The sequence below is a fragment of the Xenorhabdus bovienii genome (assembly GCF_024721015.1).
GTDB lineage: Bacteria > Pseudomonadota > Gammaproteobacteria > Enterobacterales > Enterobacteriaceae > Xenorhabdus > Xenorhabdus bovienii.
The window spans coordinates 13,826-38,698 of the sequence record NZ_JANAIF010000016.1; the positions used below are offsets into that span (position 1 = coordinate 13,826).

At 45.9% G+C, this 24,873-nt stretch carries 23 protein-coding genes and 3 pseudogenes; 16 read left to right on the top strand and 10 right to left on the bottom strand.

The features are described from left to right. Nucleotides 1-161 precede the first annotated feature (161 nt). Together NXS07_RS06415 and add are read left to right on the top strand one after the other, a co-directional pair. A complete protein-coding gene (locus NXS07_RS06415; protein WP_038202721.1) occupies nt 162-1,613 on the top strand; it encodes a YdgA family protein in 1,452 nt (483 codons plus the stop codon). A 213-nt stretch (nt 1,614-1,826) separates the two neighbouring features. Further along, nucleotides 1,827-2,828, top strand: coding sequence for an adenosine deaminase (add, locus tag NXS07_RS06420; RefSeq protein WP_258086392.1), 1,002 nt, complete (start codon nt 1,827-1,829; stop codon nt 2,826-2,828). 40 nt (nt 2,829-2,868) lie between these two features. Here add and NXS07_RS06425 read toward each other — a convergent pair whose 3' ends face one another. Further along, nucleotides 2,869-3,852, bottom strand: coding sequence for a bile acid:sodium symporter family protein (locus tag NXS07_RS06425; protein ID WP_038224819.1), 984 nt, complete (start codon nt 3,850-3,852; stop codon nt 2,869-2,871). Between the two features lie 22 nt (nt 3,853-3,874). Beyond that, nucleotides 3,875-4,921 (bottom strand): oxidoreductase, encoded by a 1,047-nt coding sequence (locus NXS07_RS06430; RefSeq protein WP_038224822.1) that lies wholly within the window; start codon nt 4,919-4,921, stop codon nt 3,875-3,877. Between the two features lie 150 nt (nt 4,922-5,071). Between NXS07_RS06430 and NXS07_RS06435 the strand changes: the two genes are divergently transcribed. The 10 genes and pseudogenes from NXS07_RS06435 to NXS07_RS06480 all read left to right on the top strand — a co-directional run bounded on the left by NXS07_RS06435 (nt 5,072) and on the right by NXS07_RS06480 (nt 13,849). Continuing rightward, nucleotides 5,072-5,512 (top strand): DUF2569 domain-containing protein, encoded by a 441-nt coding sequence (locus NXS07_RS06435; protein ID WP_038218407.1) that lies wholly within the window; start codon nt 5,072-5,074, stop codon nt 5,510-5,512. 124 nt (nt 5,513-5,636) lie between these two features. Further along, entirely contained in the window at nt 5,637-6,218 is a 582-nt protein-coding gene (gene rsxA, locus NXS07_RS06440) for an electron transport complex subunit RsxA (RefSeq protein ID WP_038202736.1), read from the top strand. Further along, nucleotides 6,218-6,835 carry an electron transport complex subunit RsxB gene (gene rsxB / locus NXS07_RS06445; protein WP_038202739.1) on the top strand — a complete coding sequence of 206 codons (618 nt, stop codon included), beginning with the start codon at nt 6,218-6,220 and terminating at the stop codon, nt 6,833-6,835. Before rsxA ends, rsxB begins: the two co-directional genes overlap by 1 nt. Beyond that, nucleotides 6,828-8,834 carry an electron transport complex subunit RsxC gene (rsxC, locus tag NXS07_RS06450; protein ID WP_258086393.1) on the top strand — a complete coding sequence of 669 codons (2,007 nt, stop codon included), beginning with the start codon at nt 6,828-6,830 and terminating at the stop codon, nt 8,832-8,834. Before rsxB ends, rsxC begins: the two co-directional genes overlap by 8 nt. 12 nt (nt 8,835-8,846) lie before the next feature. After that, entirely contained in the window at nt 8,847-9,926 is a 1,080-nt protein-coding gene (gene rsxD, locus NXS07_RS06455) for an electron transport complex subunit RsxD (RefSeq protein WP_258086394.1), read from the top strand. A gap of 9 nt (nt 9,927-9,935) precedes the next feature. Further along, complete coding sequence (rsxG, locus tag NXS07_RS06460) at nt 9,936-10,562, top strand: electron transport complex subunit RsxG (RefSeq protein ID WP_258086395.1); 627 nt, start codon at nt 9,936-9,938, stop codon at nt 10,560-10,562. Next, nucleotides 10,562-11,269, top strand: coding sequence for an electron transport complex subunit E (locus NXS07_RS06465; protein ID WP_238126447.1), 708 nt, complete (start codon nt 10,562-10,564; stop codon nt 11,267-11,269). Before rsxG ends, NXS07_RS06465 begins: the two co-directional genes overlap by 1 nt. Nucleotides 11,270-11,283: 14 nt before the next feature. Continuing rightward, nucleotides 11,284-11,916 carry an endonuclease III gene (gene nth, locus NXS07_RS06470; RefSeq protein WP_258086396.1) on the top strand — a complete coding sequence of 211 codons (633 nt, stop codon included), beginning with the start codon at nt 11,284-11,286 and terminating at the stop codon, nt 11,914-11,916. Nucleotides 11,917-12,264: 348 nt separating this feature from the next. Beyond that, nucleotides 12,265-13,265 (top strand): annotated as a pseudogene (locus NXS07_RS06475) (RNB domain-containing ribonuclease). Between the two features lie 137 nt (nt 13,266-13,402). Next, on the top strand, nt 13,403-13,849 hold the full coding sequence (locus NXS07_RS06480; protein ID WP_498063294.1) for a serine hydrolase: 447 nt from the start codon (nt 13,403-13,405) through the stop codon (nt 13,847-13,849). Here NXS07_RS06480 and NXS07_RS06485 read toward each other — a convergent pair. Continuing rightward, nucleotides 13,779-16,763, bottom strand: a pseudogene (locus NXS07_RS06485) (Tn3 family transposase). The gene NXS07_RS06480 and the pseudogene NXS07_RS06485 sit on opposite strands and share 71 nt — an antisense overlap. Nucleotides 16,764-16,922: 159 nt before the next feature. Between NXS07_RS06485 and NXS07_RS06490 the strand changes: the two are divergent. Further along, on the top strand, nt 16,923-17,504 hold the full coding sequence (locus NXS07_RS06490) for a recombinase family protein (RefSeq protein WP_258086397.1): 582 nt from the start codon (nt 16,923-16,925) through the stop codon (nt 17,502-17,504). A gap of 17 nt (nt 17,505-17,521) precedes the next feature. Here the strand turns inward: NXS07_RS06490 and arsC are convergent, their stop codons facing one another. Genes arsC through NXS07_RS06505 form a run of 3 tightly spaced genes read right to left on the bottom strand, consistent with a single transcriptional unit; the run spans nt 17,522 to nt 19,616 of the window. Further along, entirely contained in the window at nt 17,522-17,947 is a 426-nt protein-coding gene (gene arsC, locus NXS07_RS06495; protein WP_258086398.1) for a glutaredoxin-dependent arsenate reductase, read from the bottom strand. Between the two features lie 12 nt (nt 17,948-17,959). Further along, nucleotides 17,960-19,249 (bottom strand): arsenic transporter, encoded by a 1,290-nt coding sequence (locus NXS07_RS06500; RefSeq protein ID WP_258086399.1) that lies wholly within the window; start codon nt 19,247-19,249, stop codon nt 17,960-17,962. Nucleotides 19,250-19,295: 46 nt separating this feature from the next. After that, the gene (locus NXS07_RS06505) at nt 19,296-19,616 is read right to left on the bottom strand and encodes a metalloregulator ArsR/SmtB family transcription factor (protein ID WP_258086400.1); all 321 of its coding nucleotides are present in this window, start codon (nt 19,614-19,616) and stop codon (nt 19,296-19,298) included. Between the two features lie 73 nt (nt 19,617-19,689). Here NXS07_RS06505 and arsH point away from each other — a divergent pair, with 73 nt between their 5' ends. Next, entirely contained in the window at nt 19,690-20,391 is a 702-nt protein-coding gene (gene arsH, locus NXS07_RS06510) for an arsenical resistance protein ArsH (protein WP_258086401.1), read from the top strand. 116 nt (nt 20,392-20,507) lie between these two features. Then, nucleotides 20,508-21,062 (top strand): annotated as a pseudogene (gene bla / locus NXS07_RS06515) (class A beta-lactamase); the annotation flags it as partial. Between the two features lie 85 nt (nt 21,063-21,147). On the opposite strand, the gene yciH reads toward bla, so the two are convergent. From yciH to NXS07_RS06535, 4 genes are all read right to left on the bottom strand, one after another. Next, nucleotides 21,148-21,471, bottom strand: coding sequence for a stress response translation initiation inhibitor YciH (yciH, locus tag NXS07_RS06520; RefSeq protein WP_038208572.1), 324 nt, complete (start codon nt 21,469-21,471; stop codon nt 21,148-21,150). Next, nucleotides 21,464-22,204 carry an orotidine-5'-phosphate decarboxylase gene (gene pyrF, locus NXS07_RS06525; protein ID WP_258086402.1) on the bottom strand — a complete coding sequence of 247 codons (741 nt, stop codon included), beginning with the start codon at nt 22,202-22,204 and terminating at the stop codon, nt 21,464-21,466. The genes yciH and pyrF overlap by 8 nt, the downstream gene beginning before the upstream one ends. 99 nt (nt 22,205-22,303) lie before the next feature. Beyond that, a complete protein-coding gene (gene lapB / locus NXS07_RS06530; protein WP_258086403.1) occupies nt 22,304-23,473 on the bottom strand; it encodes a lipopolysaccharide assembly protein LapB in 1,170 nt (389 codons plus the stop codon). A gap of 6 nt (nt 23,474-23,479) precedes the next feature. After that, nucleotides 23,480-23,794, bottom strand: a complete 315-nt coding sequence (locus NXS07_RS06535) for a LapA family protein (RefSeq protein WP_038183236.1) — start codon at nt 23,792-23,794, stop codon at nt 23,480-23,482. 417 nt (nt 23,795-24,211) lie between these two features. Here NXS07_RS06535 and ribA point away from each other — a divergent pair, with 417 nt between their 5' ends. Continuing rightward, a complete protein-coding gene (ribA, locus tag NXS07_RS06540) occupies nt 24,212-24,820 on the top strand; it encodes a GTP cyclohydrolase II (RefSeq protein ID WP_038192090.1) in 609 nt (202 codons plus the stop codon). Nucleotides 24,821-24,873: the final 53 nt, after the last annotated feature.

Genomic DNA, 24,873 nt, shown 5'->3' on the forward strand with positions numbered 1-24,873 from the left:
CCATAGGGCTACACCCTTTTCATTGGTTGTTAATGACTCTTTTATTGAAAATTGATTAAAAATTTTTTAGTTAAACTATACAATTAACAACCATTATCGACATTAAAGACAGAACGCATACTTCCATAATGTTGTATGCATAAAAAGGATGGAATTTCCACATGAAAAAATCGTTAGTAGCTGTAGGTGTTATTGTTGCGTTAGGTGCAGCATGGACTGGCGCATCATGGTATACAGGGAAACAAATTGAAGGCCGCCTGAATAACATCATTAAGACTGTAAACACTCAACTTGCAAAATCATTTCCTGAAAGTGCTATTGAATTGCAAACGAAAGACTTTCAACGTGGCGTTTTCAGTTCTGATGTCCGCTTGATCCTCAAAATCAAAGATGGCGTGAAAAATACGGACATCAAACCAAATGAAGAAATTATCTTCAAATCCAGTATAGGACATGGCCCGTTACCCATTTCTGACCTGAAAAAACTTCATCTGGTTCCGAAAATGGCATCTATCCATTCAGAGCTAGAACAGAGCGAAGCAACAAAAGCCTTATTTGAAGCTACCAAAGGTAAATCCCTGCTCACCATGGAAACCAAAATAGGTTATAGCAGTAGCCTTTCTACTGATATTGACTTTATTCCTGTTGATTACACAGCGAAAAATGGCAATAAACTGGTTTTTTCAGGTGCAAAAATCGATGCTGAAATTGCCCGTGATTTAAGTAATTTCAAATTTGATGTGAAAAGCGATAGGCTGATTTTCAGCTCTCCTTCCAAACACGAAGAGCTGACTCTTAAAGGCATTGGCTTTAAGGGCGACAACAAGAAAGGTAAATTCGACCTGTATCTTGGCGATCAAAATTATAATATTGATGAAATCACCTTGAGTTCAACGAGTGATGACAGCTTCTCTCTCAAGGGAATGAAAATAACTTCTAAGGTAGGAGAAACTGACAAGAACCTGAATCTGAATGTCTCTTATGGCATTGATGGCCTCAAACTCAAGAACATGGATCTTGGCTCAGGTCAATTGGTTATCGGTATGAGTAATCTGGATGGTCAATCAGTCCGTAAATTTAGTCAAGCTTATAACGATGCCACGGCAAAAGCACTGACTTCAGAGGCTCTATCTACCGATTCAGTGTCTAATAAAGTTATCGAAAACGCACATCTGCTGTTTAATAATAGTCCGCAATTCAGCCTTGAGCCGATGAAATGGAAAAACAGTAAAGGCGAAAGCTCGGTAAACTTCAAACTCGCATTGAAAAACATACCAGAAAATAAAGACTCGCTGATCCTCATGGGACCGGAAGAAATGATCCGTACCCTCCTTCAAGAACTATCTTTGGATGTTAAGATCCCCAAACCTATGTTGATAGAATCTATCACTCAAGCCAAAATACTTGATGGAAAAACAAAAGAGGCCGCAGAAGCCGAGGCTACTCAAGAAGTACAGATGATAGCCAGCCAAGGTGTTTCGTTTAAGATCCTCACCGATGAGAATAACGTGATCGGCCTTAAACTCCACTATGCCAATGATAAAGTTGAATTGAATAACAAAAAATCCGACTTGCATCAATTCTTGCTTGATAATCACTTAATCGGCTCCTAAGATGGCAGACAGACCCGTTTGATTATATATACGGGTCTGTCTATTACGGATACCCAAACCTGAAGAAAGTCACCATAAGAAAGTACATGCTTAGGGTTAAAAAACCTACAAAGCAAAAGCATCGCAAAAACTTCGATAGTACTTTCATTTTCTTGCCAGTCAATGTGTTGACTGGCTTTTTTGTATATATCTGTTTGATAATAAGGATAAAAAATGATTGATATACGGCTTCCCCTGACCGATTTACACCGTCACCTTGACGGCAACATTCGTCCTGAAACCATTCTGGAACTCGCCCGTCAGCATAATATCCCGTTACCAGCTTATGAGCTGGAAGCATTGCGTCCTCATGTCCAGATCACTGAAAACGAACCTAATCTTATCAGTTTCCTGCAAAAACTGGATTGGGGAGTAGCGGTACTGGCAGATTTAGATGCCTGCCGCCGTGTTGCCATTGAAAACGTTGAAGATGCGGTCAATGCTGGGCTTGATTATGCAGAACTGCGTTTCTCACCTTACTACATGGCGATGAAACATCAGCTCCCTGTTGAAGGTGTGGTTGAAGCGGTAATTGATGGTATTCATTCTGCCAGTCAGCAACTTGATGTTCAGATACGTTTGATTGGCATTCTAAGCAGAACGTTTGGCGAAAAGGCCTGTTCTCAGGAACTCGCTGGCCTTCTCGCTCATAAACAACACATTACAGCGCTGGATTTGGCAGGTGATGAGCTTGGCTTCCCTGGTCATCTGTTTGAGCAGCATTTTATCCAAGCACGTGATGCAGGTTGGAACATTAGTGTACATGCTGGAGAAGCCGCTGGTGCAGAAAGTATTTGGCACGCTATTCGTGATTTAGGAGCAACCCGGATCGGCCACGGTGTGAAGGCAATTACCGATCCCGCATTGATGGATTACCTGACAAAACACGGCATCGGTATTGAATCTTGTCTGACATCGAACCTGCAAACCAGTACAGTAAATTCCCTGTCAGCCCATCCGCTGAAACAATTCCTTGCGCATGGCATTCTGGCATCAATCAATACAGATGACCCAGCAGTTGAAGGGATCGAAATTCGCCACGAATACAACGTTGCTGCGCCTGCGGCTGGGTTATCATCCGAACAAATCCGACAAGCACAGATTAATGGATTGAAAACTGCATTCCTCAGCGAAGCAGAAAAACAAGCGCTGAAAGCCAAGGCTGCAAATCGCTAGAAGACTGCTAAAAAGCAGTCTTTATTGAGAAGGCAGAAAGTTAATCTGCCTTTTTTGGACGCCTTGCATAACGCTGGGCAAGTACTGCACAAACCATCAGTTGAATCTGATGAAAAATCATCAACGGTAGCAGCATCACACCTACCATTGAAGCCGGAAACAATACATTAGCCATCGGCACACCATTGGCGAGGCTTTTTTTGGAGCCACAGAAGACAATAGTAATTTCATCTTCTTTACTGAACCCAAACAAACGCGAGCTGTATACATTAATCATCAATACCATTGCCAATAAAACACAGCACACAACGCCAATCATCATAAGTGAGTAAGCATCAATTTTATGCCAGATACCCTCCACCACCGCCTCACTGAATGCAACATACACCACCAGCAAAATAGAAGATCGGTCAGTCGTGTTGACCAATTTTTTATGTTTTTCCACCCAACTGGCAATCAGTGGACGCGATAGGTGCCCGGCAATAAATGGCACCATCAGTTGCAGGATAATATCTTTTATCGCTTTCCACGTATCAGTATGACCACCACCATCATTAGTCTGAATCAACAAACCGACCAATAATGGAGAAATAAACACACCCAACAAACTGGAAGCCGAAGCACTGCATATGGCTGCTGCGACATTGCCCTTTGCTACGGAAGTAAAGGCGATAGCAGATTGCACGGTAGCAGGCAAAGCGCAAAGATAAAGAAATCCCATATAGACCGTTGGCAACAGCCATTCCGGTACAATAAAATACAGCCCCATTCCCAATATCGGGAACAAAACAAAGGTACTCAGGAAAATCACCAGATGCAGCCGCCAGTGCCCAATTCCGGCTAGAATCGCACTACGGGACAGCTTGGCTCCATGCATGAAAAACAGAAGTGCAATAGCCGCTGTCGTCAAATATTGAAACCACTTTTTCGATTCTCCTTCACAGGGGAAAAGCGTTGCTATGATCACCACTGTAATTAGTGTTACCAGAAAAGGGTCGATTCTTAATTTCTGCCACCAGCTCATCAATATTGCTCCCCTTGCTCTATCATTCCCAGTCGATAAGGATCGTGCGTTGCTCTTTTGCTGATTTTTCACCGGCTTCAATCAGTTTCATGATCAAAATAGCCTCGTTTGCAGTCACAGGGTTGGGTTTTCCAGCCACAATAGCATCACGGATAGCCGCATAATATGCGCCATAATTGCCCGGTAGGGTCGGAATAATTTGCGTTATCAAATCGTCTCCTTGTGACACCGTCACGCTTCCATCGCGTACATCGTATCCCCAATCAGTCCGTGGTGGTCTTTCCCTTGCTTTCAAACGCTCTTCTTGTGTATCCAAGCCATACTTCACATAACTACCTTCCATACCATGCAGTATATAAATCGGAGACTCTGCCGCTGCGACCGTTGTTGCATGCAATACAACTTTCAAATCTGGATAATTCAACTGAGCATGAAAATAGTCCACCGCCTCAGCATTTGGGCGAATCATACCTAAATCCACGGTGATAGCATGTGGCTTACCAAAGAGTTGAACCGCCTGATCCAATAAATGAGGCCCCAAATCGTACCAAATTCCTCCACCAGCTCCTGCAGCTTCCCGCCAGCGCTGACGAACCACCGGACGGTAACGGTCAAAGTGGGATTCATAATATTTCAATTTTCCCAATCGATTTTCTTGAATCAATGACTTAACTGTTAAAAACCCGGCATCCCAACGGCGATTATGGAAGACAGACAGCAACAAGTTAGCCTCTTCCGCCTGCTTTTTAAGTGCTTCAGCTTCTTCCACTGTAATGGTGAAAGGTTTATCAACTACGACATGTTTACCAGCCGCCAGAGCTTTCTGTGCCAATGGATAATGAGTATCATTGGGCGTTGGGATCACAATCAGGTCAATATCTGGATCACTGAATAATGCTTCCGGCGAGGAAACTACAGTAACAGTCGGCCAATCTTTTCTGACTTTTTCTGTATCACTGCTGGAAATCGCAACTAATTCAACATTAGATGTACCTGCAATTAATGGCGCATGGAACGTTTTACTTGCATAACCATACCCTACTAAGCCAACCTTTAAAAAATCACTCATAACCGCCCCTCAAAATTTTTGTAATACAGCTAACGGGTCTCAAGAGGTCAGAAAATATCACCACCTTTCACCAATTAGCAAATAATCAAAGTTCCTGTGTTACTATCTTTTTCCTATATCAAAACGCTCATCATGGAGTGAAGATTCTTTATGTATCAATCCAATGATTATTACCGTATTAACGGCTGGTTATTGGCTCCCGCCGCCTATCTGATTATGACACTTATTGCGGCCAGTTTAATGCTATTGCTATATTTAATAACGCTCATCTACAAAAACGAAGCTGTCCACCAAGTAGACGGAAACTTTACCACTATGTGGTATATATCATTATTAACCACGGCAATGATGTGGTGTTTTACTCTCTGGGTATTAAAGTTGCTTTTTATTCGTTCAAAACGATTCCCGCGTATCTTTATTATCTGGCTCATGGTCTCTGTCCTAATTGCCATAAAAACCTTCGCCTTTTCCCCCATTTCTGACGAGATGGCTATTCGTTCGCTGTTATGGCCGCTATTAGCTGCCGCTGTTTTCGTTCCTTATATCAAGCGTTCCCATCGGGTGAAAATGACTTTCACACAAGATCGATAACATCCCCCACAATCGATTGTTATCATTGCCCCGCTTGTTTCATCGCAAGATGGGGCAATCTCTGTCATTTTCATTGACTATAAACAGTACTTTACTTTCAAATATATTATTTTCAGGTATAGCAATGACTGAATACCTTCTTTTGTTTATTGGCACAGTGTTAGTTAATAATTTTGTTTTAGTAAAATTTTTGGGCTTATGTCCTTTTATGGGCGTTTCCAAAAAACTCGAAACAGCCATTGGCATGGGGCTGGCAACAACATTTGTTCTGACCCTCGCCTCCATCAGCTCCTGGCTGATAAACACCTTTATTCTTGTACCATTGGATTTAGTTTATTTACGCACACTGAGTTTTATCCTCGTTATCGCCGTTGTCGTCCAATTCACCGAGTTGGTCGTCCGAAAAACCAGCCCGACGCTCTATCGGTTACTGGGGATTTTTTTGCCATTGATCACAACTAACTGCGCAGTTCTCGGTGTCGCGTTGCTGAACGTCAATCAATCACATAACTTTCTGCAATCAGCCATATATGGTTTCAGCGCCGCAGTTGGTTTTTCCCTTGTGATGGTACTGTTCGCCGCCATTCGTGAACGTCTGGCAGTTGCCAACATTCCTGCCCCTTTTCGTGGTTCATCGATAGGGCTTATTACTGCAGGGCTGATGTCCCTTGCATTTATGGGCTTTAGTGGTTTGGTGAAATTCTAATGATGTCATTATGGATTGCTATCGGTGTGTTGAGCCTGCTGGGGTTAACCTTTGGCTTAATTCTAGGTTTTGCTGCCCGTCGTTTTAAAGTAGAAGAAGATCCTATTGTTGAGAAAATCGATAACCTGTTGCCTCAGAGTCAATGTGGGCAATGTAGCTACCCGGGCTGTCGCCCGTATGCAGAAGCAATTGCCAATAATGGAGAGATGATAAACAAATGCGCTCCAGGCGGAGAGCAGGTAATGCTCAAGATGTCAGAACTGCTGGGTGTTGACCCTCAGCCGCTGGATGGCGATGACAGTGTACAGAATCCAGCAAGAAAGGTGGCTTTCATTGATGAGGAGAACTGCATAGGCTGCACCAAATGCATTCAGGCATGTCCGGTCGATGCCATTATTGGCGCAAACCGTGCAATACACACTGTAGTTGAAGATCTCTGTACTGGCTGTGATCTGTGTGTCGCACCTTGTCCAACAGATTGCATCACAATGATCCCTGTCGCTACTACTACATCAAACTGGAAATGGGATTTGAATTCCATTCCGGTCAGAAATATTCCGATTAATCCAATCTTTGTTTCTCCTACTAAGCCTGTTGAGGTTAAAGCTAATGTTTAATCTGTTCAACTTGCTTAATAAAAATAAAATCTGGGACTTTGAGGGTGGTATCCATCCACCAGAAATGAAACTGCAATCCAGCCGTACCCCATTACGCCACGCGCCACTACCGGATGAATTAATTATTCCTCTGCAACAACATTTAGGCCCAGAAGGTGAATTACTGGTTAAAGTTGGTGACAAGGTACTGAAAGGCCAGCCTTTGACGGTTGGTACAGGCCGTACCGTACCAGTCCATGCATCTACGTCAGGGACTATCACGGCAATTGAACCCTGTGTCACTGCTCACCCTTCCGGACTGAAAGAATTATGTGTCCGCCTGTATCCAGATGGTGAAGATAAATGGTGTGAACGTATTCAAACCACGGATTACACTTCCCTCAATACCAGCACTTTATTGCAACGTATTCAACAGGCAGGTATTGCCGGTCTGGGTGGCGCGGGCTTCCCTACCGCGTCAAAACTACAAGGTAGTCGGCACGATCTAAAAACGTTGATCATCAATGCAGCAGAGTGTGAACCGTACATCACAGCAGATGATCGTCTGATGCAGGAACATGCCAACGAAGTTATTGAAGGTATACGCATCTTGATGCACTTACTCAATCCAGAGCGAGTGTTGATTGGTATTGAAGATAATAAGCCTGAAGCGATTGATGCGCTGAATACCGCTCTTAATGGTGACGACTCCATCGTTGTACGTGTTATTCCCACAAAATACCCGTCTGGTGGTGCAAAGCAACTTACCAAGATCCTGACAGGCAAAGAAGTACCATCTGGTAGGCGCTCCTCCGATATTGGTGTTCTCATGCAGAATGTCGGCACAGTCATGGCCATCAAACGAGCTATTATCGATGGAGAGCCGTTAATCGAACGTATCGTGACTCTGACTGGAGAAGCCGTTACTGCACCCGGAAATTTCTGGGCGCGTCTGGGTACCCCCGTTCAATTCCTGCTGCAACAAGCAGGATTCAAAGCCAAGTCAGAACAGATGGTTATTATGGGAGGGCCATTAATGGGCTTTACCCTGCCAGATTTAAACGTACCTGTCGTCAAAATCAGTAACTGCATTCTTGCCCCTTCCATTCAAGAAATGGAACCGAAAACGGTTGAAGAGGCCTGTATCCGCTGTGGCTTATGTGTTGAAGCTTGCCCAGTGGGTCTATTACCTCAGCAGCTTTACTGGTTCAGTCGCGGCCAGGAACATAAAAAAGCCAAAAATCATCATCTGTTCGACTGTATTGAATGTGGTGCCTGCGCTTACGTGTGTCCAAGCAATATTCCTTTGGTTCAATACTACCGTCAGGAAAAAGCAGAAATACGCGCCATAGATGCAGAAACACGCCGTTCGGCCGAAGCCAAAATCCGCTTTGAAGCCAAACAAACGCGTATGGAACAAGAAAAACTGGCTCGCGAGGAACGTCATAAAAAATCGACTGTTCAAGTGGATAACAAAGATCAAAGCGCTATACAGGCGGCCCTTAGCCGTGTGAAGGAAAAACAGAAAAATGCTGGTGAAGCTATCAATGTTCAAGCTGGGCAATTACCTGATAATGAAGCAGCCATTGCAGCACGTAAAGCTAGAAAAGAGCAATTGCGTATTCGTCAGGAAAAGAAACCAGCAGCAATAACCGTAAATACAGAACCCACCACACCAACTGAAAGCGATGATCCTCGCAAAGCTGCACTTGCAGCCGCAATAGCCAGAGCAAAAGCGAAAAAGGCGACTCAAAGTGAAAAGGTGACAACGTCACAAAAAGATTCACCAAATAACGCTGATGATAAACAAGATCCACGTAAGGCAGCCGTCTCTGCGGCCATCGCTAGGGTTAAAGCTAAAAAAACCGTACAAAATCAGTCCAAACCTACGCTACAGCAAGAAGATATTACCGCTGTACCGGAAGAAGCTGATCCACGCAAAGCTGCTGTCGCTGCGGCTATCGCCCGCGTGAAAGCCAAAAAAGCAGCGCTTGAAAAACAAAAAACTCCAACAGAATAGTGACATTTATCGATGAAATTCAGGCCAGTAAAAACTGACAATAACCAGCTAAAAGTCGCTAGTTCGCCTTTTACACACAATCAAAAAAGTACCAGCCAGCTCATGCTGTGGGTAGTTTTAGCCGCCGTACCCGGTATTGCGGTACAAACCTATCTATTTGGCTATGGAACCCTATTCCAGATCTTGCTGGCAGTTATTACCGCCTTACTCGCTGAGTCTGTAGCCATTGCCATGAAAAAACAGGTGATAGCTCCATTCCTCAAAGACAACTCAGCGCTAGTGACAGGATTGCTGTTAGGAATCAGCCTGCCCCCTTTAGCACCGTGGTGGCTGATCGTACTTGGCACATTCTTTGCGATTATCATCGCCAAACACCTGTATGGTGGGCTTGGACAAAACCCATTTAACCCTGCCATGGTGGGTTATGTCGTTTTGCTTATCTCATTTCCTGTACAGATGACAAGCTGGCTGCCACCAGTGTCCTTCCAGGCACTCACGTTGACCCCTTGGGATTGCCTGATGGTGATCTTTACAGGGCATACGCCTGATGGTTCTACTTTGCTTCATCTGCAACAAGGTATCGATGGGCTCAGTCAAGCCACACCTCTGGACAGCTTTAAAACCGGCAGATTGACCCATAATATTGATGAGGTATTACAGCAACCAATATTACAAGGTACTTTGGTCGGTATTGGCTGGCAGTGGGTCAATGTCGCTTACCTGATTGGGGGGCTGATCATGCTGAACAGAAAAGTTATTAGCTGGCAGATCCCAACCGCATTTATTTTAGCGCTGTGCACCTGTGCTTTACTCAGTTGGCTCATCGACCCAACCCGCTATTCACCCCCTTTACTCCAGATTTTTTCCGGTGCAACTATGTTGGGCGCATTTTTTATCGCAACCGATCCGGTTAGTGCATCAACCACATCAAAAGGCCGGCTAATTTACGGTGCTATTATCGGTATGTTGATTTGGATTATCCGTGTATATGGTGGTTATCCAGATGCCATAGCATTTGCCGTCTTATTGGCAAATATCTGCGTACCACTGATCGACTATTACACTCAACCTCGTGCTTATGGCCATAAATAAGGGGATTCCATGTTAGAAACCACGCGACGCCACGGGATTACCCTCGCAATTTTTGCGGCCTGCACTACAGGGCTGACTGCCATCGTCTATTCTTTGACAAAAGATCGGATTGCCGAGCAAGCTGCACTACAACACAAGATACTGCTGGATCAAGTTGTCCCTCCCACACTGTATAACAATAATATGCAAGATGAATGCTATGTGGTGACGGCTGATGCATTGGGCAACAAACAACCCCATCGACTTTATCTCGCCCGTAAAAATGGCTCTCCCGTTGCGGCGGCGATAGAAAGTACCGCACCAGATGGCTATTCAGGTGCAATCCAATTATTGGTAGGTGCTGATTTTTCAGGCAATGTATTCGGTGTTCGTGTAACTGAACATCATGAAACACCGGGTTTAGGCGATAAAATTGACACACGTATTTCCAATTGGATCTATTCTCTTTCTGACAAAAAAGTCGTTTCAGACAACGATCCTCATTGGGCTGTTAAAAAAGACGGCGGGGAATTTGACCAATTTACAGGAGCAACCATCACGCCTCGTGCCGTCGTAAATGCAGCTAAATGGACAACCCTCTATCTGAAAACCATTCCCGCACAACTTTCTTCACTACCAACTTGTGGAGTTGAATAATGAGTGAAACCAAGAAACTATTTTCTCAGGGGTTATGGAAAAACAACTCCGCATTAGTCCAGCTATTGGGGCTTTGTCCTTTGCTGGCTGTCTCTTCTACTGCCACCAATGCTCTGGGGCTAGGGTTAGCGACAACGTTGGTTTTATTAAGTACCAACATTGCTGTATCTGCCTTACGACGCTGGGTTCCCCATGAAATCCGCATTCCTATTTATGTGATGATCATTGCCTCTGTCGTTAGTGCCGTCCAGATGTTAATCAATGCATTCGCCTTCGGATTATATGAGTCATTGGGGATATTTATCCCTTTGATCGTGACTAACTGCATCGTCATTGGCCGTGCTGAAGCTTACGCATCAAAAAACTCGATCTACAATTCCACAATTGATGGCCTTGCAATGGGGCTCGGCGCAACCTTTTCCCTATTCGTACTGGGAACCATACGAGAAATCTTAGGAAATGGCACCATTTTCGATGGCGCAGATCTGTTATTGGGAAGTTGGGCAAAATCATTACGCATTGAAATTATGCATATGGATTCTCCATTCCTGTTAGCCATCCTGCCACCCGGTGCATTTATCGGATTAGGCTTGATGCTGGCAGGAAAATACATCATTGATGAACGCATCAAAAATCGGGCTGATAATCAAGCATGTCGCTATGACAACGTAGAAAAAGGCTGTGGCAGCCATATCACGAAAAGCTAAGGACGTAATCAGGTATGAATCAACAAAAACGGATCGCAATTTTAACCCGCTTACAGAATAACAACCCACAGCCAACCACCGAGTTGGTTTTCAATTCTTCTTTTGAGTTGCTGATATCTGTATTACTGTCAGCACAGGCGACTGACGTCAGCGTCAATAAAGCAACCACAAAGTTGTATCCGGTTGCCAATACTCCACAGACGATCCTCAATCTGGGTGTTGACAATCTGAAAGAGTATATAAAAACCATCGGGTTATATAACACCAAAGCCGAGAACGTGATTAAAACCTGCCGCATTTTGTTAGAAAAGCACCAGGGCGAAGTACCGGAAGATCGCGCGGCTCTGGAAGCACTGCCGGGAGTTGGCCGCAAGACCGCTAATGTCGTTTTAAATACTGCTTTTGGCTGGCCGACTATCGCCGTCGATACGCATATCTTTCGTGTCTGCAATCGTACCCAATTTGCCTCAGGAAAAAACGTTGATGAAGTCGAGAGAAAGTTACTGAAAGTTGTACCGGATGAATTCAAGCTTGATTGCCATCATTGGTTGATTCTACACGGCCGCTATACCTGTATTGCCCGTAAACCTCGCTGTGGATCTTGTATTATTGAGGATCTGTGTGAGTATGCTGATAAAACCGAGTGATAAAAATACCTAAGTAGAACAGCGATATAAATAAATTATCCATAAGTTCATATATTGTGTAGGAAAACCCTCGATCAGCAATCTGGCCGAACCATTCTCCATCCCCCAGCCAACCGTCTATCGCACACTTGGCCATGAATTGTAGGAAGGATCGGCCCACAACAAAATTTGATGACATTGACCAATCGCCTGAAGGAACCCGCTTTCAGCAGATATAAGCTGTGTAATTATTGGCCTTTTTAGTCAGTTTTGCGTGTTTTGATAAGATGTTACTTGCTCCATACCCCTGATTCGCGTAAAACTGTTATCCAAAATTATCGATAATAACTCCATATTCCCCAGATTATTATGTTTCAAGACAATCCGCTGCTTGCACAGCTAAAACAGCAACTCCACGCTCAGACCCTACGCGTAGAAGGTTTAGTTAAAGGAACTGAAAAAGGCTTTGGATTTTTGGAAGTCGATGGCCAGAAAAGTTATTTCATTCCACCACCACAGATGAAGAAAGTGATGCATGGCGATCGTATTACCGCCGCCATTCACACCGATAAAGAGAAAGAAATCGCTGAACCAGAAGCCTTGATTGAGCCATTTCTGACCCGTTTTGTAGGAAGAGTCCAAAAGAAAGAGAACGACAACCGACTGTGGATTATAACGTTCATACTGGTTTCGAACCAACACAAATTGATCAAGTTGTGGACGTTTTAAAGGAAAATGGTATTGAAACTGAAGCAAATGCACTGCTAGAACTGGATGGTTTCTGCCAGTTACGCCGTGAATTAGATCAACAACCGACTCAATTCCTCGATAGCCGTATCCGTCGCTTCCAAACGTTTGCAGAAATCAAACCCGAACCAGGCCCACACTTTGGACTGGGCTTTGATGCCTATGCGACTTGGACATCTCCTATCCGTAAATACAGCGATATTATTAACCACCGTTTGTTGAAAGCTATCATTCAGCAAACCGAAGAAGAAAAGCCATCCGAAGAGGTCTGCCTGCAACTGACAGATCGTCGTCGCGCAAACCGCATGGCAGAACGCGATGTAGGCGACTGGCTCTATGCCCGTTTCCTACATCCTCATGCTGGCACAGATAAAACTTTCTCTGCTGAGATTGTGGATATTACCCGTGGTGGCCTGCGCATTCGTCTGGTTGACAATGGTGCTATCGCTTTCGTTCCAGGGCCATTCCTACATGCCGTGCGTGATGAGCTTCAGTGCAGTCAAGAGACCGGTTCCGTTCTTATTAAGGGTGAAGCCGTTCATCGTTTGAATGACATTATTAATGTACGCATTGAAGAAGTCAGAATGGAAATCCGTAATATTGTGGCACGCCCTGTTGCCTGATATTACAAATAGGTTAAAGAAAATAGTAAATAAACTGCCGCCAATAACAAGCGGCAGTTTTATAATCAGCACGAGATAATTTGCTCAATCCAGCTTCCCGTTAACATTATTTCCATTACCTTAAGGAAATACCTGATATGCCATTTTCCTCATTAAGACTCACACGAATATCAGCAACGATTTTCCCTCTACTTGGTACCCTGATAACGTTTCCAACCCATGCTACTACTCAACAAAATCAAATTACCAATCAACTTTCGGCCATGGAAAAAAATGCCAATGGCCGTCTTGGCGTTGTATTAATCTACACCGCAGACCATTCAATAATCACCTATCGTGGACACGAGCGCTTTCCATTATGTAGCACCAGCAAAATGATGGCGGTATCCGCTCTTCTGAAAAAAAGCGAAACCGATAAAGATTTGTTAAATCAGCGCATTCACTACCAGCAATCTGACATCGTTGAATACAGCCCTATTAGGGGTCCGCTTGGAAAACGGAAATTATCCCACGCTAAGACTGCTTTTTGTACAATTCGGTATCGACTGTGCGTAATGGACGATATTTCCCGGACCCCAGCTTAAGATTATTACGCCAGACGTAATCTCCACTCAGATTGATATGTTCCCAGCCCAGGGGAGAAAGATGAGATACCAGTTGCTCATTAACCGGGATGCCTTTTCGTTTCAGTGACTCAATGGCTCTTTCTATATATACCGTGTTCCACAACGTGATCGCCGCTGTCAGTAACGTCAGCCCGCTGGCGCGGTAACTCTGATTCTCCAGCCCGCGATCCCTGATTTCACCCAAACGATGCATAAAGACCGCTCGCGCAAGGGCATTACGGGCCTCACCCTTATTCAGCCCCGCCTGTACGCGTTGGCGCAGACCGAGATCACGGAACCAGTCCAGCATAAACAGAGTACGCTCGATGCGGCCAATCTCTCTCAGCGCTTTGGCAAGCCCATTCTGTTTTGGGTAACTGGCTAACTTCTTCATCATCAGCGATGCGGTGACTGTCCCCTGTTTAATCGAGGTTGCCAGGCGTAATACCTCATCCCAGTGCGCCTCAATGTCTTTGAAATTCAGGCTGGTTGTTGATATGACGGACTGAAGCCCCGGATAGCGCTCGGCCTTTCCATGAATAAACAGCCGCTTGTCATGAAGATCTCGGATCCTTGGCGCAAAAGCGAATCCCAGCAGGTGCATCAGGGCGAAAACATGTTCAGTGAAGCCTGCGGTATCGGTGTAATGCTCGGTAATTTCCAGATCGCTTTCATGGTACAGCAGGCCATCAAGCACGTGGGTTGAGTCGCGCACCCGGCTGATCACTTTGGCGTAGAACGGGCTGTATTGGTCTGAGATATGCGTATATATCTGCACGCCTGGCTCCTGACCATATTTAAGATTGACCTGACCGGCATAACGTCCGTGACTGCCTACCCGAAAGTTCTGCCCATCTGACGACGATGTTGTCCCGTCGCCCCAGAATGCGGCCAGAGGTCGCGCTTTCTGAGCGTTGACCAGCTCGGCCAGTGCCGCTGAATAAGTTTCATCCCTGATGTACCATGCCTGAATACCTTCGAGTGACGATCTTGTGGCTCCAGGGCAGGATTCCGCCATTTTTGTCAGCCCAAGATTGATGCCGTCAGCCAGAATGGTGGTCAGCAACAGTCTTCCGTCCTTTGGTCTGACGTTATTATTTTTGAGGTGCGCGAAGTGACGCGTAAATCCCGTCCAGCTGTCAACTTCTTCCAGTATCTCCGTAATTTTCGGATGGGGGAGCATGCCATAGACCAAATCCGCAAAGGGCGAAACACCTGAAGGAACGCTGTTCTCCAGCGGAGTGATTTTTACGCCTTTATCTGAGATATCAACATCGGGCAAATCACTGGCAAACGCCATCGCGTTAACTTCTTCCAGCCGCGATGCAAGAAGAGTCATACGGCCCTGAAGGTATGCCTGGCAATCGGTCTGAACGGCCAACTGTAACTGGTCATTATGTCGGGATTTATCAAACTCAGCAGTTGGGATGAGATAATCATCAAAATTTTTGTAGCGGCGCGATCCTTTTACCCAGATATCACCGGAACGTAATGCCCCCTTGAGTTAATTCAGTACGCAAAGCTCGTAGTACTTGCGGTCGATGCCTGAAGGCGTGAGCACCAGTTTTCGCCAGCTTTCAGGGATAAACCCTGTTGGCGCTGATGGCGGCACTTTACGAAGTAGTTTACGGTACATTTCCGTTATAGTGTCCAGCGCATCGCTGAGCAACTGCGCCGCAGGTGTCGCCATGAACTGCAATGCTGACAGCATACGCGGGGCGTATTTACGCAGCGTACTGTATTTTTCGGTGATCAGGTGAAGCGGGTCGAAATTGCCCTTACGGGACAGAAACCGCGTTTCTTCCACGCTGTTGATGAATTCCTGCCAGGGAAGGACGTCTTCTATTGCAGTCCAGGGATCTTCGCCAGATTCTCTGGCGTTAAGTAACGCCTGCCCGACGGTAACGTACTGCTTCAGCTTGCTCTGAATAAGCTTTCCCGTTTGCTGGAGTCGTTCGGCCTGCGTGCGTTTTGCCCGGCTGAACAGAGTACCCAGAATACGCTCGTGCAGATCAATGACTTCGTCAGTCAGGGTGGCCCTGGCCTCTGTTATTATACAAACCAGCGTAGCGTAACGTCTGACATCGGTGAATTTTGCCAGGTCTCTGCTGCTCATTTTCCTGCCCTCACGCGCCAGTTTAAGCAATCTGTTCTGGTGAACGGAAAGCGCAATTCCATCAGGCAATCCCAGCGCGGCGATGGAATTAAGCCGATCGATATGTTGCAGCACGTTTTTACCGTTGATTTTACCCGGAGGCTGAAGTAGCCATGCCAGACGGGAAGGCTGTTCACCCTCTGATATGAGCAGGCTGTCGAGTGCTGATTTATGCTGCTTTTCCAGTTGCGCGGTAAGTGCCGAAAATACCGATCTGTCAGCGAGCGTGACGACTTCGGCAAGTGTCCGTTCGATCACTTCAACAGAAGGGAAAATGACATTATTGTTATGTAGCCAGCTGAACATTTCTTCCGCCAGCATAAATCCTTTGTCAGTTCGCATGGCATAGGGGTGCAGATGACGGATACAGTCTTTTTGCATTGACCGGCTGAACGGGGATAATTCCAGGTAGCGATAAAGTTCGGTCAGATGTTCCCAGCGGGTTTGCTCTCTGGATGCATATTCCTGCCATAAATCAGGCTGAAGCTTCAGTCGGGAAGCAACCCTGGATACAACGCCATTGTGAGGAGCACTGCTTTTGTCCGGAATAAATCCAGGTCCACGCAGATAACAGAGTAATACAGCAAAGCCCAGGCGATTCGCTGGCCGTCGGTGCTTATTAATGAGCGCAATATCCTGTTCGTTCAGAAAACACATTCGGGTCAGAATAATTTCATCATCTGGTATAACCAGTAAGCGTTCCTGCTCTTCACTGCTCAGTATCTGTCGCCGTGGCATAAATGCTTCCCTCGCGTATAGTTTCCATATGTTATGGACTGGCTATGACCGAAACCGGTCGGTTTCGTACACCATTCTGTAAATCTGTCCGAAAGTAGGTGAAATTCGTTTCGGACAGCCGCTATAATTCGGACATCCATTTCGTACGGAAAGTTTCCTATGTCACGCGTTTTTGCTTACTGCCGCGTATCCACACTTGAGCAAACCACTGAGAATCAGCGAAGGGAAATTGAAGCGGCGGGTTTTGCCATCAGACCCCAGCGACTGATTGAGGAGCATATCAGCGGTTCGGTTGCTGCCAGCGAACGCCCCGGATTTATCCGCCTACTTGATCGCATGGAAAATGGTGATGTGCTGATCGTCACCAAGCTGGACCGCCTTGGCCGTAATGCCATGGATATAAGAAAAACGGTGGAACAGCTGGCTGCTTCAGATATTCGTGTTCACTGCCTGGCGCTCGGAGGTGTTGATCCGACAAGCGCTGCCGGGAGAATGACCATGCAGGTTATTTCCGCCGTAGCGGAATTTGAACGGGATTTGCTTCTTGAGCGTACACACTCTGGTATTGCACGAGCTAAAGCATCAGGAAAACGTTTTGGCCGTCCATCAGCGTTGAGCGAAGATCAAAAGCGGGCTGCGATGGAACGCATCAATGCAGGAAGCAGTGTCAGCGCCGTTGCCCGTGAATTTAACACCACCCGGCAAACCATTCTCAGGGTGAAAGCGGCATTCAGCACCTGAGAATGGGGGTTCACCGATTACCTGAGTCGTTTACCTGACTCGTCGGTGACTCTTTCACCATCTTCTTTTGTAAATGCGCTTTTCTGTGGCTCCGGAAGAATATCCAGTACCACTTCAGAAGGTCGGCACAGTCGCGTCCCCAGGGGACTCACCACAACAGGACGGTTGATCAATATCGGATGCTGAAGCATAAAGCCGAGCAACTGCTCGTCAGTAAACTTATCGTCGGCAAGACCGAGTTGTTCGTATGGCTCTACGTTCTTACGCAGCAGCGCACGGACTGTTATCCCCATATCGGCAATGAGTTTTACCAGCTCGTCATGTGAGGGCGGGGTCTCAAGATAATGAATAATCGTCGGCTCTGTGCCGCTGTTACGGATCATCTCCAACGTGTTGCGCGACGTGCCACAGGCTGGATTGTGATAGATGATTATATTGCTCATATCAGTATCTCATTACAAAGTGACGGAAAGCCGCAACGCCAGTGCGGCCAGAGTGACAAACAGCACGGGCAGCGTCATGATAATGCCCGTGCGAAAGTAATAGCCCCATGTGATGGTCATGTTTTTCTGGGACAGTACGTGCAACCACAGCAAGGTTGCCAGACTCCCGATGGGGGTGATTTTTGGTCCCAAATCGCATCCAATAACGTTGGCGTAGATCATCGCTTCTTTGATGACACCGGATGCCGTACTTCCGTCAATCGATAATGCGCCAATCAGCACGGTGGGCATGTTGTTCATGACGGACGACAGGAACGCCGTCAGGAAGCCAGTGCCAAAGGTTGCTGCCCATAATCCCTTTTCTGCCAGCACATTCAGTACCCCGGAGAGATGCTCTGTCAGTCCGGCGTTGCGAAGACCGTAAACCACCAGGTACATTCCCAGAGAGAAAATAACGATTTGCCACGGTGCACCACGTAAGACTTTGCCTGTGTTGATCGTATGCCCCTTTTTTGCCACGGCAAACAGGATAGCCGCGCCCACGGCAGCAATCGCACTGACCGGGATCCCCAGCGGCTCCAGGACAAAAAATCCGGCAAGAAGAACAATAAGTACAATCCAGCCAGCCTTGAACGTGGCAGGGTCTTTAATCGCGTTGGCCGGAGTCTTAAGCAATGCAACGTCATAGGTAGCGGGAATATCCCTGCGGAAAAAGAAATGCAGCATAGCCAGCGTAGTGGCGATAGCGGCAATATCAACCGGGATCATGACCGAGGCGTATCGTGTAAAGCCGAGGCTAAAAAAGTCAGCGGAAACGATGTTAACCAGGTTTGAAACGATAAGTGGCAGGCTGGCCGTATCGGCAATAAACCCGGCGGCCATGACGAAGGCCAGTGTGGTGCTTTTGCTGAAGCCAAGCGCGAGCAACATGGCAATGACGATCGGCGTCAGAATGAGTGCAGCACCGTCATTGGCAAACAATGCGGCGACAATTGCGCCAAGCAATACTATCCAGGTAAACAGTAGACGCCCACGCCCATTACCCCACCGCGAAACATGCAATGCGGCCCATTCGAAAAAGCCTGACTCATCGAGCAGCAGGCTGATGATAATCACAGCAACAAATGTCGCGGTTGCGTTCCAGACGATGCTCCAGACAACTGGAATGTCATCAATGTGTATAACGCCACAGACAAGTGCCAGTGCTGCACCAATACTGGCACCCCAGCCAATGCTGAGGCCTCTCGGTTGCCAGATGACCAGAATGAGTGTCAGTAAAAAAATAATCCCTGCAAGTAACATCTCAGACTCCAATATATATGATTAAGGAAATGTATCTGAAGGTCATCTAGCAGGATGCCGATACGGAAGCAGACAACCACTGACGAACATCCTCGCGCATACACTGCCAGGTTATAGTGATATTCTCAGCCGCCCATGCAGGCATGTGCGGTGACAGTCTGTAGTGGATCCACTTTCCTTCCCGGCGGTCGAGAACAAGGCCTGACTCACGAAGAATAGCCATATGTCGCGATACTTTCGGTTGCGATTCAGATGTCACCCCACAGATATCACAGACACACAATTCCCCGGACTCCCTCAGCAGCATAATGATGGTCAGTCGCGTCTCATCCGAGAGGATTTTAAAAAGTTGAACAGGTTGTAGCATTCTGAACCTCAATGCGTTTAGATATACACATACGATAAATCATATGTGTTGTTTTTTGAAGCACAGATTTCAAATGGAGAGAAATAAATCCGCGCTGAATGCTGAGTGCTTCGATCAACAGGCAGGAACACGACTGGTGATGCAGGCTCCCCCACGTATTCTGATCCTCTATGGTTCGGTCCGTGAGCGTTCCTACAGTCGCTTAGCGGCGGAAGAAACCGGCAGGTTGCTGACGTCCATGGGGGCTGAGGTTAAAACCTTTAATCCTTCAGGACTCCCGCTGCCAGACGATGCCCCGGATACTCATTCCAAAGTTGTGAAGCTGCGTGGACTGGTCAGATGGTGCGACGGGATGATCTGGAGTTCGCCGGAACGACATGGTGCGATGAGTTCAGTGATGAAAGCGCAGATTGACTGGATCCCGCTGAGTGAGGGCGCTGTTCGTCCATCTCAGGGAAAAACACTTGCTGTGATGCAGGTCTGTGGCGGGTCGCAGTCATTTAATGCAGTCAATCAGATGCGGATCCTCGGGCGGTGGATGCGAATGTTCACCATTCCCAACCAGTCATCAGTGGCAAAAGCCTGGCAGGAATTCGACGAGAACGGGCGCATGAAACCGTCTTCCTGGTATGATCGCATCGTCGATGTCACCGAAGAATTGTTCAAAATAACGCTGTTACTGAAAGGGGATAAGGATTATCTGGCCGACAGATACAGTGAGCGAAAAGAGAGTCACGAGGAATTGTCTACGCGGGTTAATCAGGCAAAAATTTGAATATTTTGTGATGTCTGCTTTGCGGTTGTAGGAACGCCATCGAAATCAGGCATCACCACACTCGTTGTATGAAAAACATCCTTAGCGTGGGATATTTTCCGTTTTCCAAGCGGACCCCTATTACAGAAAAACACCTCAAAGATGGCATGACACTGGCAGAGCTAAGTGCCGCAACCATTCAATACAGTGACAATACAGCGATGAATCTGCTACTGGGTCAATTAGGCGGGGCGCATAGTGTGACACGATTCGCTCGATCTATCGGTGACAACACATTCCGCCTTGATCGTAAAGAACCTGAATTAAACATGGTTACGCCAGGTGATGAGCGCGACACGACAACCCCACAGGCTATGGCTGACAGCCTGTATAAATTGGCATTGGGTAACACACTTGCTGCAACACAACGCGCATACTTGGTTGAGTGGTTGAAAGGAAACACAACAGGCGGTACCAGCATTCGTGCCGGGGTGCCAGATAATTGGATTGTGGGAGATAAAACGGGTCGCTGCGACTATGGTTCTACAAATGATATTGCGGTGATTTGGCCTGATAAAGACAAAGCTCCCTTGATTCTGGTGACCTATTTTACCCAACCAAGTGATAAAGACGCCAAAGCGCATAATGATGTTCTTGCTGCGGCTGCACGTATTATGACGCAAGAAAGATAAAAAACACAAAACGCTCATTTACTACATATTACTTAACAGGCTATACAATCCAGCTATGCATAGCCTGTTAAAAGACAGAAACTAATCAACCACCAGCCAGTTTGACTGTCATGCCCTTCGCTTCCAGCAGCTGCTTCAACAAATCACGCTTATCGCCCTGAATTTCGATTTCACCTTCTTTAACTGAGCCACCACAGCCACATTTTTTCTTCAATTCTGCGGCCAGCTTGGCAAGCGTTTGGTCATCAGCATCAATGCCAGTGATTATACAAACACCCTTACCTTTACGCCCACTGGTCTGGCGTTGGATACGCACGATACCATCGCCTTTAGGGCGAGAAAGCTCAACTTTTTCCTCTTGGACCCGACCGATATCCGTCGAATAAACCAAGCGAGAATTATTATCCATGAACGATCCCAATAGAGTGATTAATCTGCTGTAATGCCAATGCTGGATTTTCTGCCCGGGTAATCGGACGCCCGATCACCATATAATCCACACCAACCTGAACTGCCTGAGGAGGTGTCATGATGCGGCGCTGATCTCCAGCCTCTACGCCTTCAGGGCGAATGCCTGGCGTAACCAGTTGGAATTCCTGTCCGCAGACTGCTTTCAATTGCTGTGCTTCATGAGCAGAACATACCACACCATCCAAACCACATTGTTTTGTCAATGTCGCCAAACGCTCTGCGTGCTGTGCTGGTGTCACATCAATACCAACGCCCAGCAGATCGGATTGTTCCATACTGGTTAAAACTGTCACTGCGATCAACAAAGGTGCATCTTTACCATATGGCAACAAAGCCTCTTTGGCGGCGGTCATCATTCTCGCACCACCACTGGCATGAACATTCACCATCCAAACACCCAATTCAGCCGCTGCTGCTACCGCTCTTGCCGTTGTATTAGGAATATCGTGAAATTTGAGATCCAAAAACACCTCGAAGCCACGCTGATGCAATACCTGAATAAATTGCGGGCCATTCAGCGTAAACATCTCTTTACCCACTTTAAGACGGCAGGACTGCGGATCAATCTTGTCAACAAATGCTAACGCCGCGTCCTGATTGTCATAATCCAATGCGACAATAACAGGTGAATTAATCTGCTTACCTAAAGTTTGAGCTGTGTGGGATGTCATTTTTCAGCCTTTAATTTACTAATGAAAAGTAAACATGTCCGTAATGAAACATGTATTAATGAAAACACGCAGATATAGCCGCTCATAATAGTGACACTGTCACTGTCCATCCAGACCCCGGATTGGTTTGATAGTGTCCCATGAACGGCATGATGGACAATGCCAATAAAGTGAGCGGGAAGTGAAACCACATTTATGGCATCGATAGTCGGGTTTAGTGCGGATCTGCTCACCCACCATATTGCGCAGAAGGAGCAAGCTCTCTTTGGCACGCCCTTCTTCTGCGTCTGCCAAATGGTAGTCCATCAAGCGATAAAACAGCCGCATAGTTGGATGGCGTTCTAACTGGCGGTTAATATAATTTTGGGCGATATCACGGCCTTCTTTTTTCTCGATAATATCAGCCAGGTAAAGTTCTGCAATGGCACCACATTTTTCTTCCACGCAACACTGAACAAAAGCCTCCCATTCTTCCGGTTGAGACAAGTTCTGGTAACATTCTTCCAGCATGGGCAAAGATTCACTGACCAGTTGTTTGTCTTGTTCGAGAATACGTTTCAGCAGCTCCGCCGCTTTGGTATATTCCTTTTGCGCTATATAAATACGGCCGAACATAATTGACACACGGGCACAGTTTTTGTCCGCCTGAGCCGCCTTGTTGAGATGCCCTACTGCTTCAGTAGAATCATCACTGCCCATGCATTGTAGTGCCAACTCACAGTAAAAATGGGCTATTTCTTCCCGAAAATGGTGTTTACCTAGTTTGACCAGCTTCTCAGAAACATCGATAGCTTTGTTCCAGTCACTGGTTGACTGATAGATGGTTAATAAGGAGTTAAAAGCATTCTCACGGAAATCAGCTTCATCAACCAATTGAATGAACATGTTTTCTGCCCGGTCATACACACCAGCAGCCATATAGTCACGCCCAAGCTGTTGGATGGCAAGCAAACGCTGTTCAAATGTCAGAGATGCACTTTCCATAAGTGACTGGTGAATGCGGATAGCTCTTTCAACTTCACCACGGGAACGGAATAGATTTCCCAGCGTTAAATGTGCCTCAAACGCTGAACTATCTTCTTTTAGCATATTAAGGAATAAATCGACCGCTTTATCTTGCTGATTGGAAAGTAAAAAATTAACACCATCAACATATCCACGTGAGAGTCGGTCAGCAGATTGCTGTTTATCTTGTTGAGCACTTCTGCGCCCCATATACCAGCCATAAGCAGCGGCAATAGGAAGCAACAGAAACAACAGCTCTAACATGGGGAATTATTCCTTGGTTAATACTACAGGCGATGCAGTTTTTACGGATGACTCAGCAGGCTGTTCCAATTGGGCTTCCAGACGCTTAATTTTACGTTTCGCACGTCGCAATGATACACATACGCGCAGGTAAAAACCCCCACAGATACCCCAGCCAAGCATAAAACCGATAGCAAACAATACAGACAGCAGTGTGGATATCGAGTAATCACCTTTGGCAATCAGATAATTAAATGTCACTACCTGATCATTATTTGCTCCCAGAGTCACTGAGATGACAAAAACAACCAGTGCCAGTAATAAAATTAGAAAATATTTCACATTCTTTCCTGTTATCGATTGTTGCTAATTGATTATGCCAAATAACAGACATAGTGGCTCGTTAAATTAACATTTCTCGTCCTCGCAAAGGAAGCAATTTATTTCAACAAATGTTGATTTGCTCTTTTTTGTGACATTATTCTATTTATTTGCTGATAAATGCACCCATTTTGACTCAAATAGCGACATCCTATGTGCCTGTGTATATCTGCAAAAATCTGTTTATAGTTTAGCGTGTTAACATTCTCTTCATCCGTTCATCTGATGATTTTATATACGGACAGGTGTATTATTTCTGTTATAATCCGTTAGCGTATATACGCTGTAATCAGAAAAAATTTTTTACGTAGTTTTAGCTGATTTCTAAACTGGTATTGTTCTAAGTATCGCAATATTTATAACGGGCTAAATCAACATATGAATACTAAAATACAGCTAAAACGAGTAGCTGAAGCGAAACTGCCTACGCCATGGGGCGAATTTCTGATGATTGGGTTTGAAGAAATTAAAACAGGTCGTGACCATGTTGCGCTTGTTTTCGGTGATATTTCCGGTGATGAGCCTGTTTTATCACGGATCCATTCAGAATGTCTCACGGGGGATGCTTTATTCAGCCTGAGATGTGACTGCGGTTTTCAGTTGGAAGCTGCTTTTTCACAAATCAGCAAGGAAGGTAAAGGTGTTCTACTGTATCATCGACAGGAAGGCCGAAATATTGGTCTGCTGAATAAAATTCGCGCCTACGCATTACAGGATAAAGGCGTTGATACCGTAGAAGCCAACCATCAACTAGGCTTTGCTGCTGATGAACGAGATTTCACTCTATGCTCAGATATGTATAAATTGCTGGGTATTAATGCAATCCGTCTTCTAACAAATAATCCTAAAAAAGTTGAAATCATGGTAGAAGCAGGCATTAATATCGTCGAGCGTGTACCACTGGTCGTGGGGCGTAATCCTAAAAACGCTTATTATCTGGATACCAAAGCCAGCCGGATGGGACATCTACTATCCAAATCAAACTGAAATTTCTCTGTTTATCCCTACAAAAAAATAAAAACTGCGTCGGTGTAGGCGCA

Excerpts from the sequence above, each read along its gene's own strand:
- NXS07_RS06465 (WP_238126447.1), top strand. The coding sequence starts at position 10,562 with ATGAGTGAAACCAAGAAACTATTTTCTCAGGGGTTATGGAAAAACAAC.
- NXS07_RS06480 (WP_498063294.1), top strand. The coding sequence starts at position 13,403 with ATGCCATTTTCCTCATTAAGACTCACACGAATATCAGCAACGATTTTC.
- add (WP_258086392.1), top strand. The coding sequence starts at position 1,827 with ATGATTGATATACGGCTTCCCCTGACCGATTTACACCGTCACCTTGAC.
- pyrF (WP_258086402.1), bottom strand. The coding sequence starts at position 22,204 with ATGACATCCCACACAGCTCAAACTTTAGGTAAGCAGATTAATTCACCT.
- rsxD (WP_258086394.1), top strand. The coding sequence starts at position 8,847 with ATGAAATTCAGGCCAGTAAAAACTGACAATAACCAGCTAAAAGTCGCT.
- arsH (WP_258086401.1), top strand. The coding sequence starts at position 19,690 with ATGGAGAGAAATAAATCCGCGCTGAATGCTGAGTGCTTCGATCAACAG.
- yciH (WP_038208572.1), bottom strand. The coding sequence starts at position 21,471 with ATGGATAATAATTCTCGCTTGGTTTATTCGACGGATATCGGTCGGGTC.
- rsxC (WP_258086393.1), top strand. The coding sequence starts at position 6,828 with ATGTTTAATCTGTTCAACTTGCTTAATAAAAATAAAATCTGGGACTTT.
- NXS07_RS06490 (WP_258086397.1), top strand. The coding sequence starts at position 16,923 with ATGTCACGCGTTTTTGCTTACTGCCGCGTATCCACACTTGAGCAAACC.
- rsxB (WP_038202739.1), top strand. The coding sequence starts at position 6,218 with ATGATGTCATTATGGATTGCTATCGGTGTGTTGAGCCTGCTGGGGTTA.
- NXS07_RS06435 (WP_038218407.1), top strand. The coding sequence starts at position 5,072 with ATGTATCAATCCAATGATTATTACCGTATTAACGGCTGGTTATTGGCT.
- arsC (WP_258086398.1), bottom strand. The coding sequence starts at position 17,947 with ATGAGCAATATAATCATCTATCACAATCCAGCCTGTGGCACGTCGCGC.
- NXS07_RS06505 (WP_258086400.1), bottom strand. The coding sequence starts at position 19,616 with ATGCTACAACCTGTTCAACTTTTTAAAATCCTCTCGGATGAGACGCGA.
- nth (WP_258086396.1), top strand. The coding sequence starts at position 11,284 with ATGAATCAACAAAAACGGATCGCAATTTTAACCCGCTTACAGAATAAC.
- lapB (WP_258086403.1), bottom strand. The coding sequence starts at position 23,473 with ATGTTAGAGCTGTTGTTTCTGTTGCTTCCTATTGCCGCTGCTTATGGC.
- NXS07_RS06500 (WP_258086399.1), bottom strand. The coding sequence starts at position 19,249 with ATGTTACTTGCAGGGATTATTTTTTTACTGACACTCATTCTGGTCATC.
- NXS07_RS06425 (WP_038224819.1), bottom strand. The coding sequence starts at position 3,852 with ATGAGCTGGTGGCAGAAATTAAGAATCGACCCTTTTCTGGTAACACTA.
- ribA (WP_038192090.1), top strand. The coding sequence starts at position 24,212 with ATGAATACTAAAATACAGCTAAAACGAGTAGCTGAAGCGAAACTGCCT.
- NXS07_RS06430 (WP_038224822.1), bottom strand. The coding sequence starts at position 4,921 with ATGAGTGATTTTTTAAAGGTTGGCTTAGTAGGGTATGGTTATGCAAGT.
- rsxA (WP_038202736.1), top strand. The coding sequence starts at position 5,637 with ATGACTGAATACCTTCTTTTGTTTATTGGCACAGTGTTAGTTAATAAT.
- NXS07_RS06415 (WP_038202721.1), top strand. The coding sequence starts at position 162 with ATGAAAAAATCGTTAGTAGCTGTAGGTGTTATTGTTGCGTTAGGTGCA.
- rsxG (WP_258086395.1), top strand. The coding sequence starts at position 9,936 with ATGTTAGAAACCACGCGACGCCACGGGATTACCCTCGCAATTTTTGCG.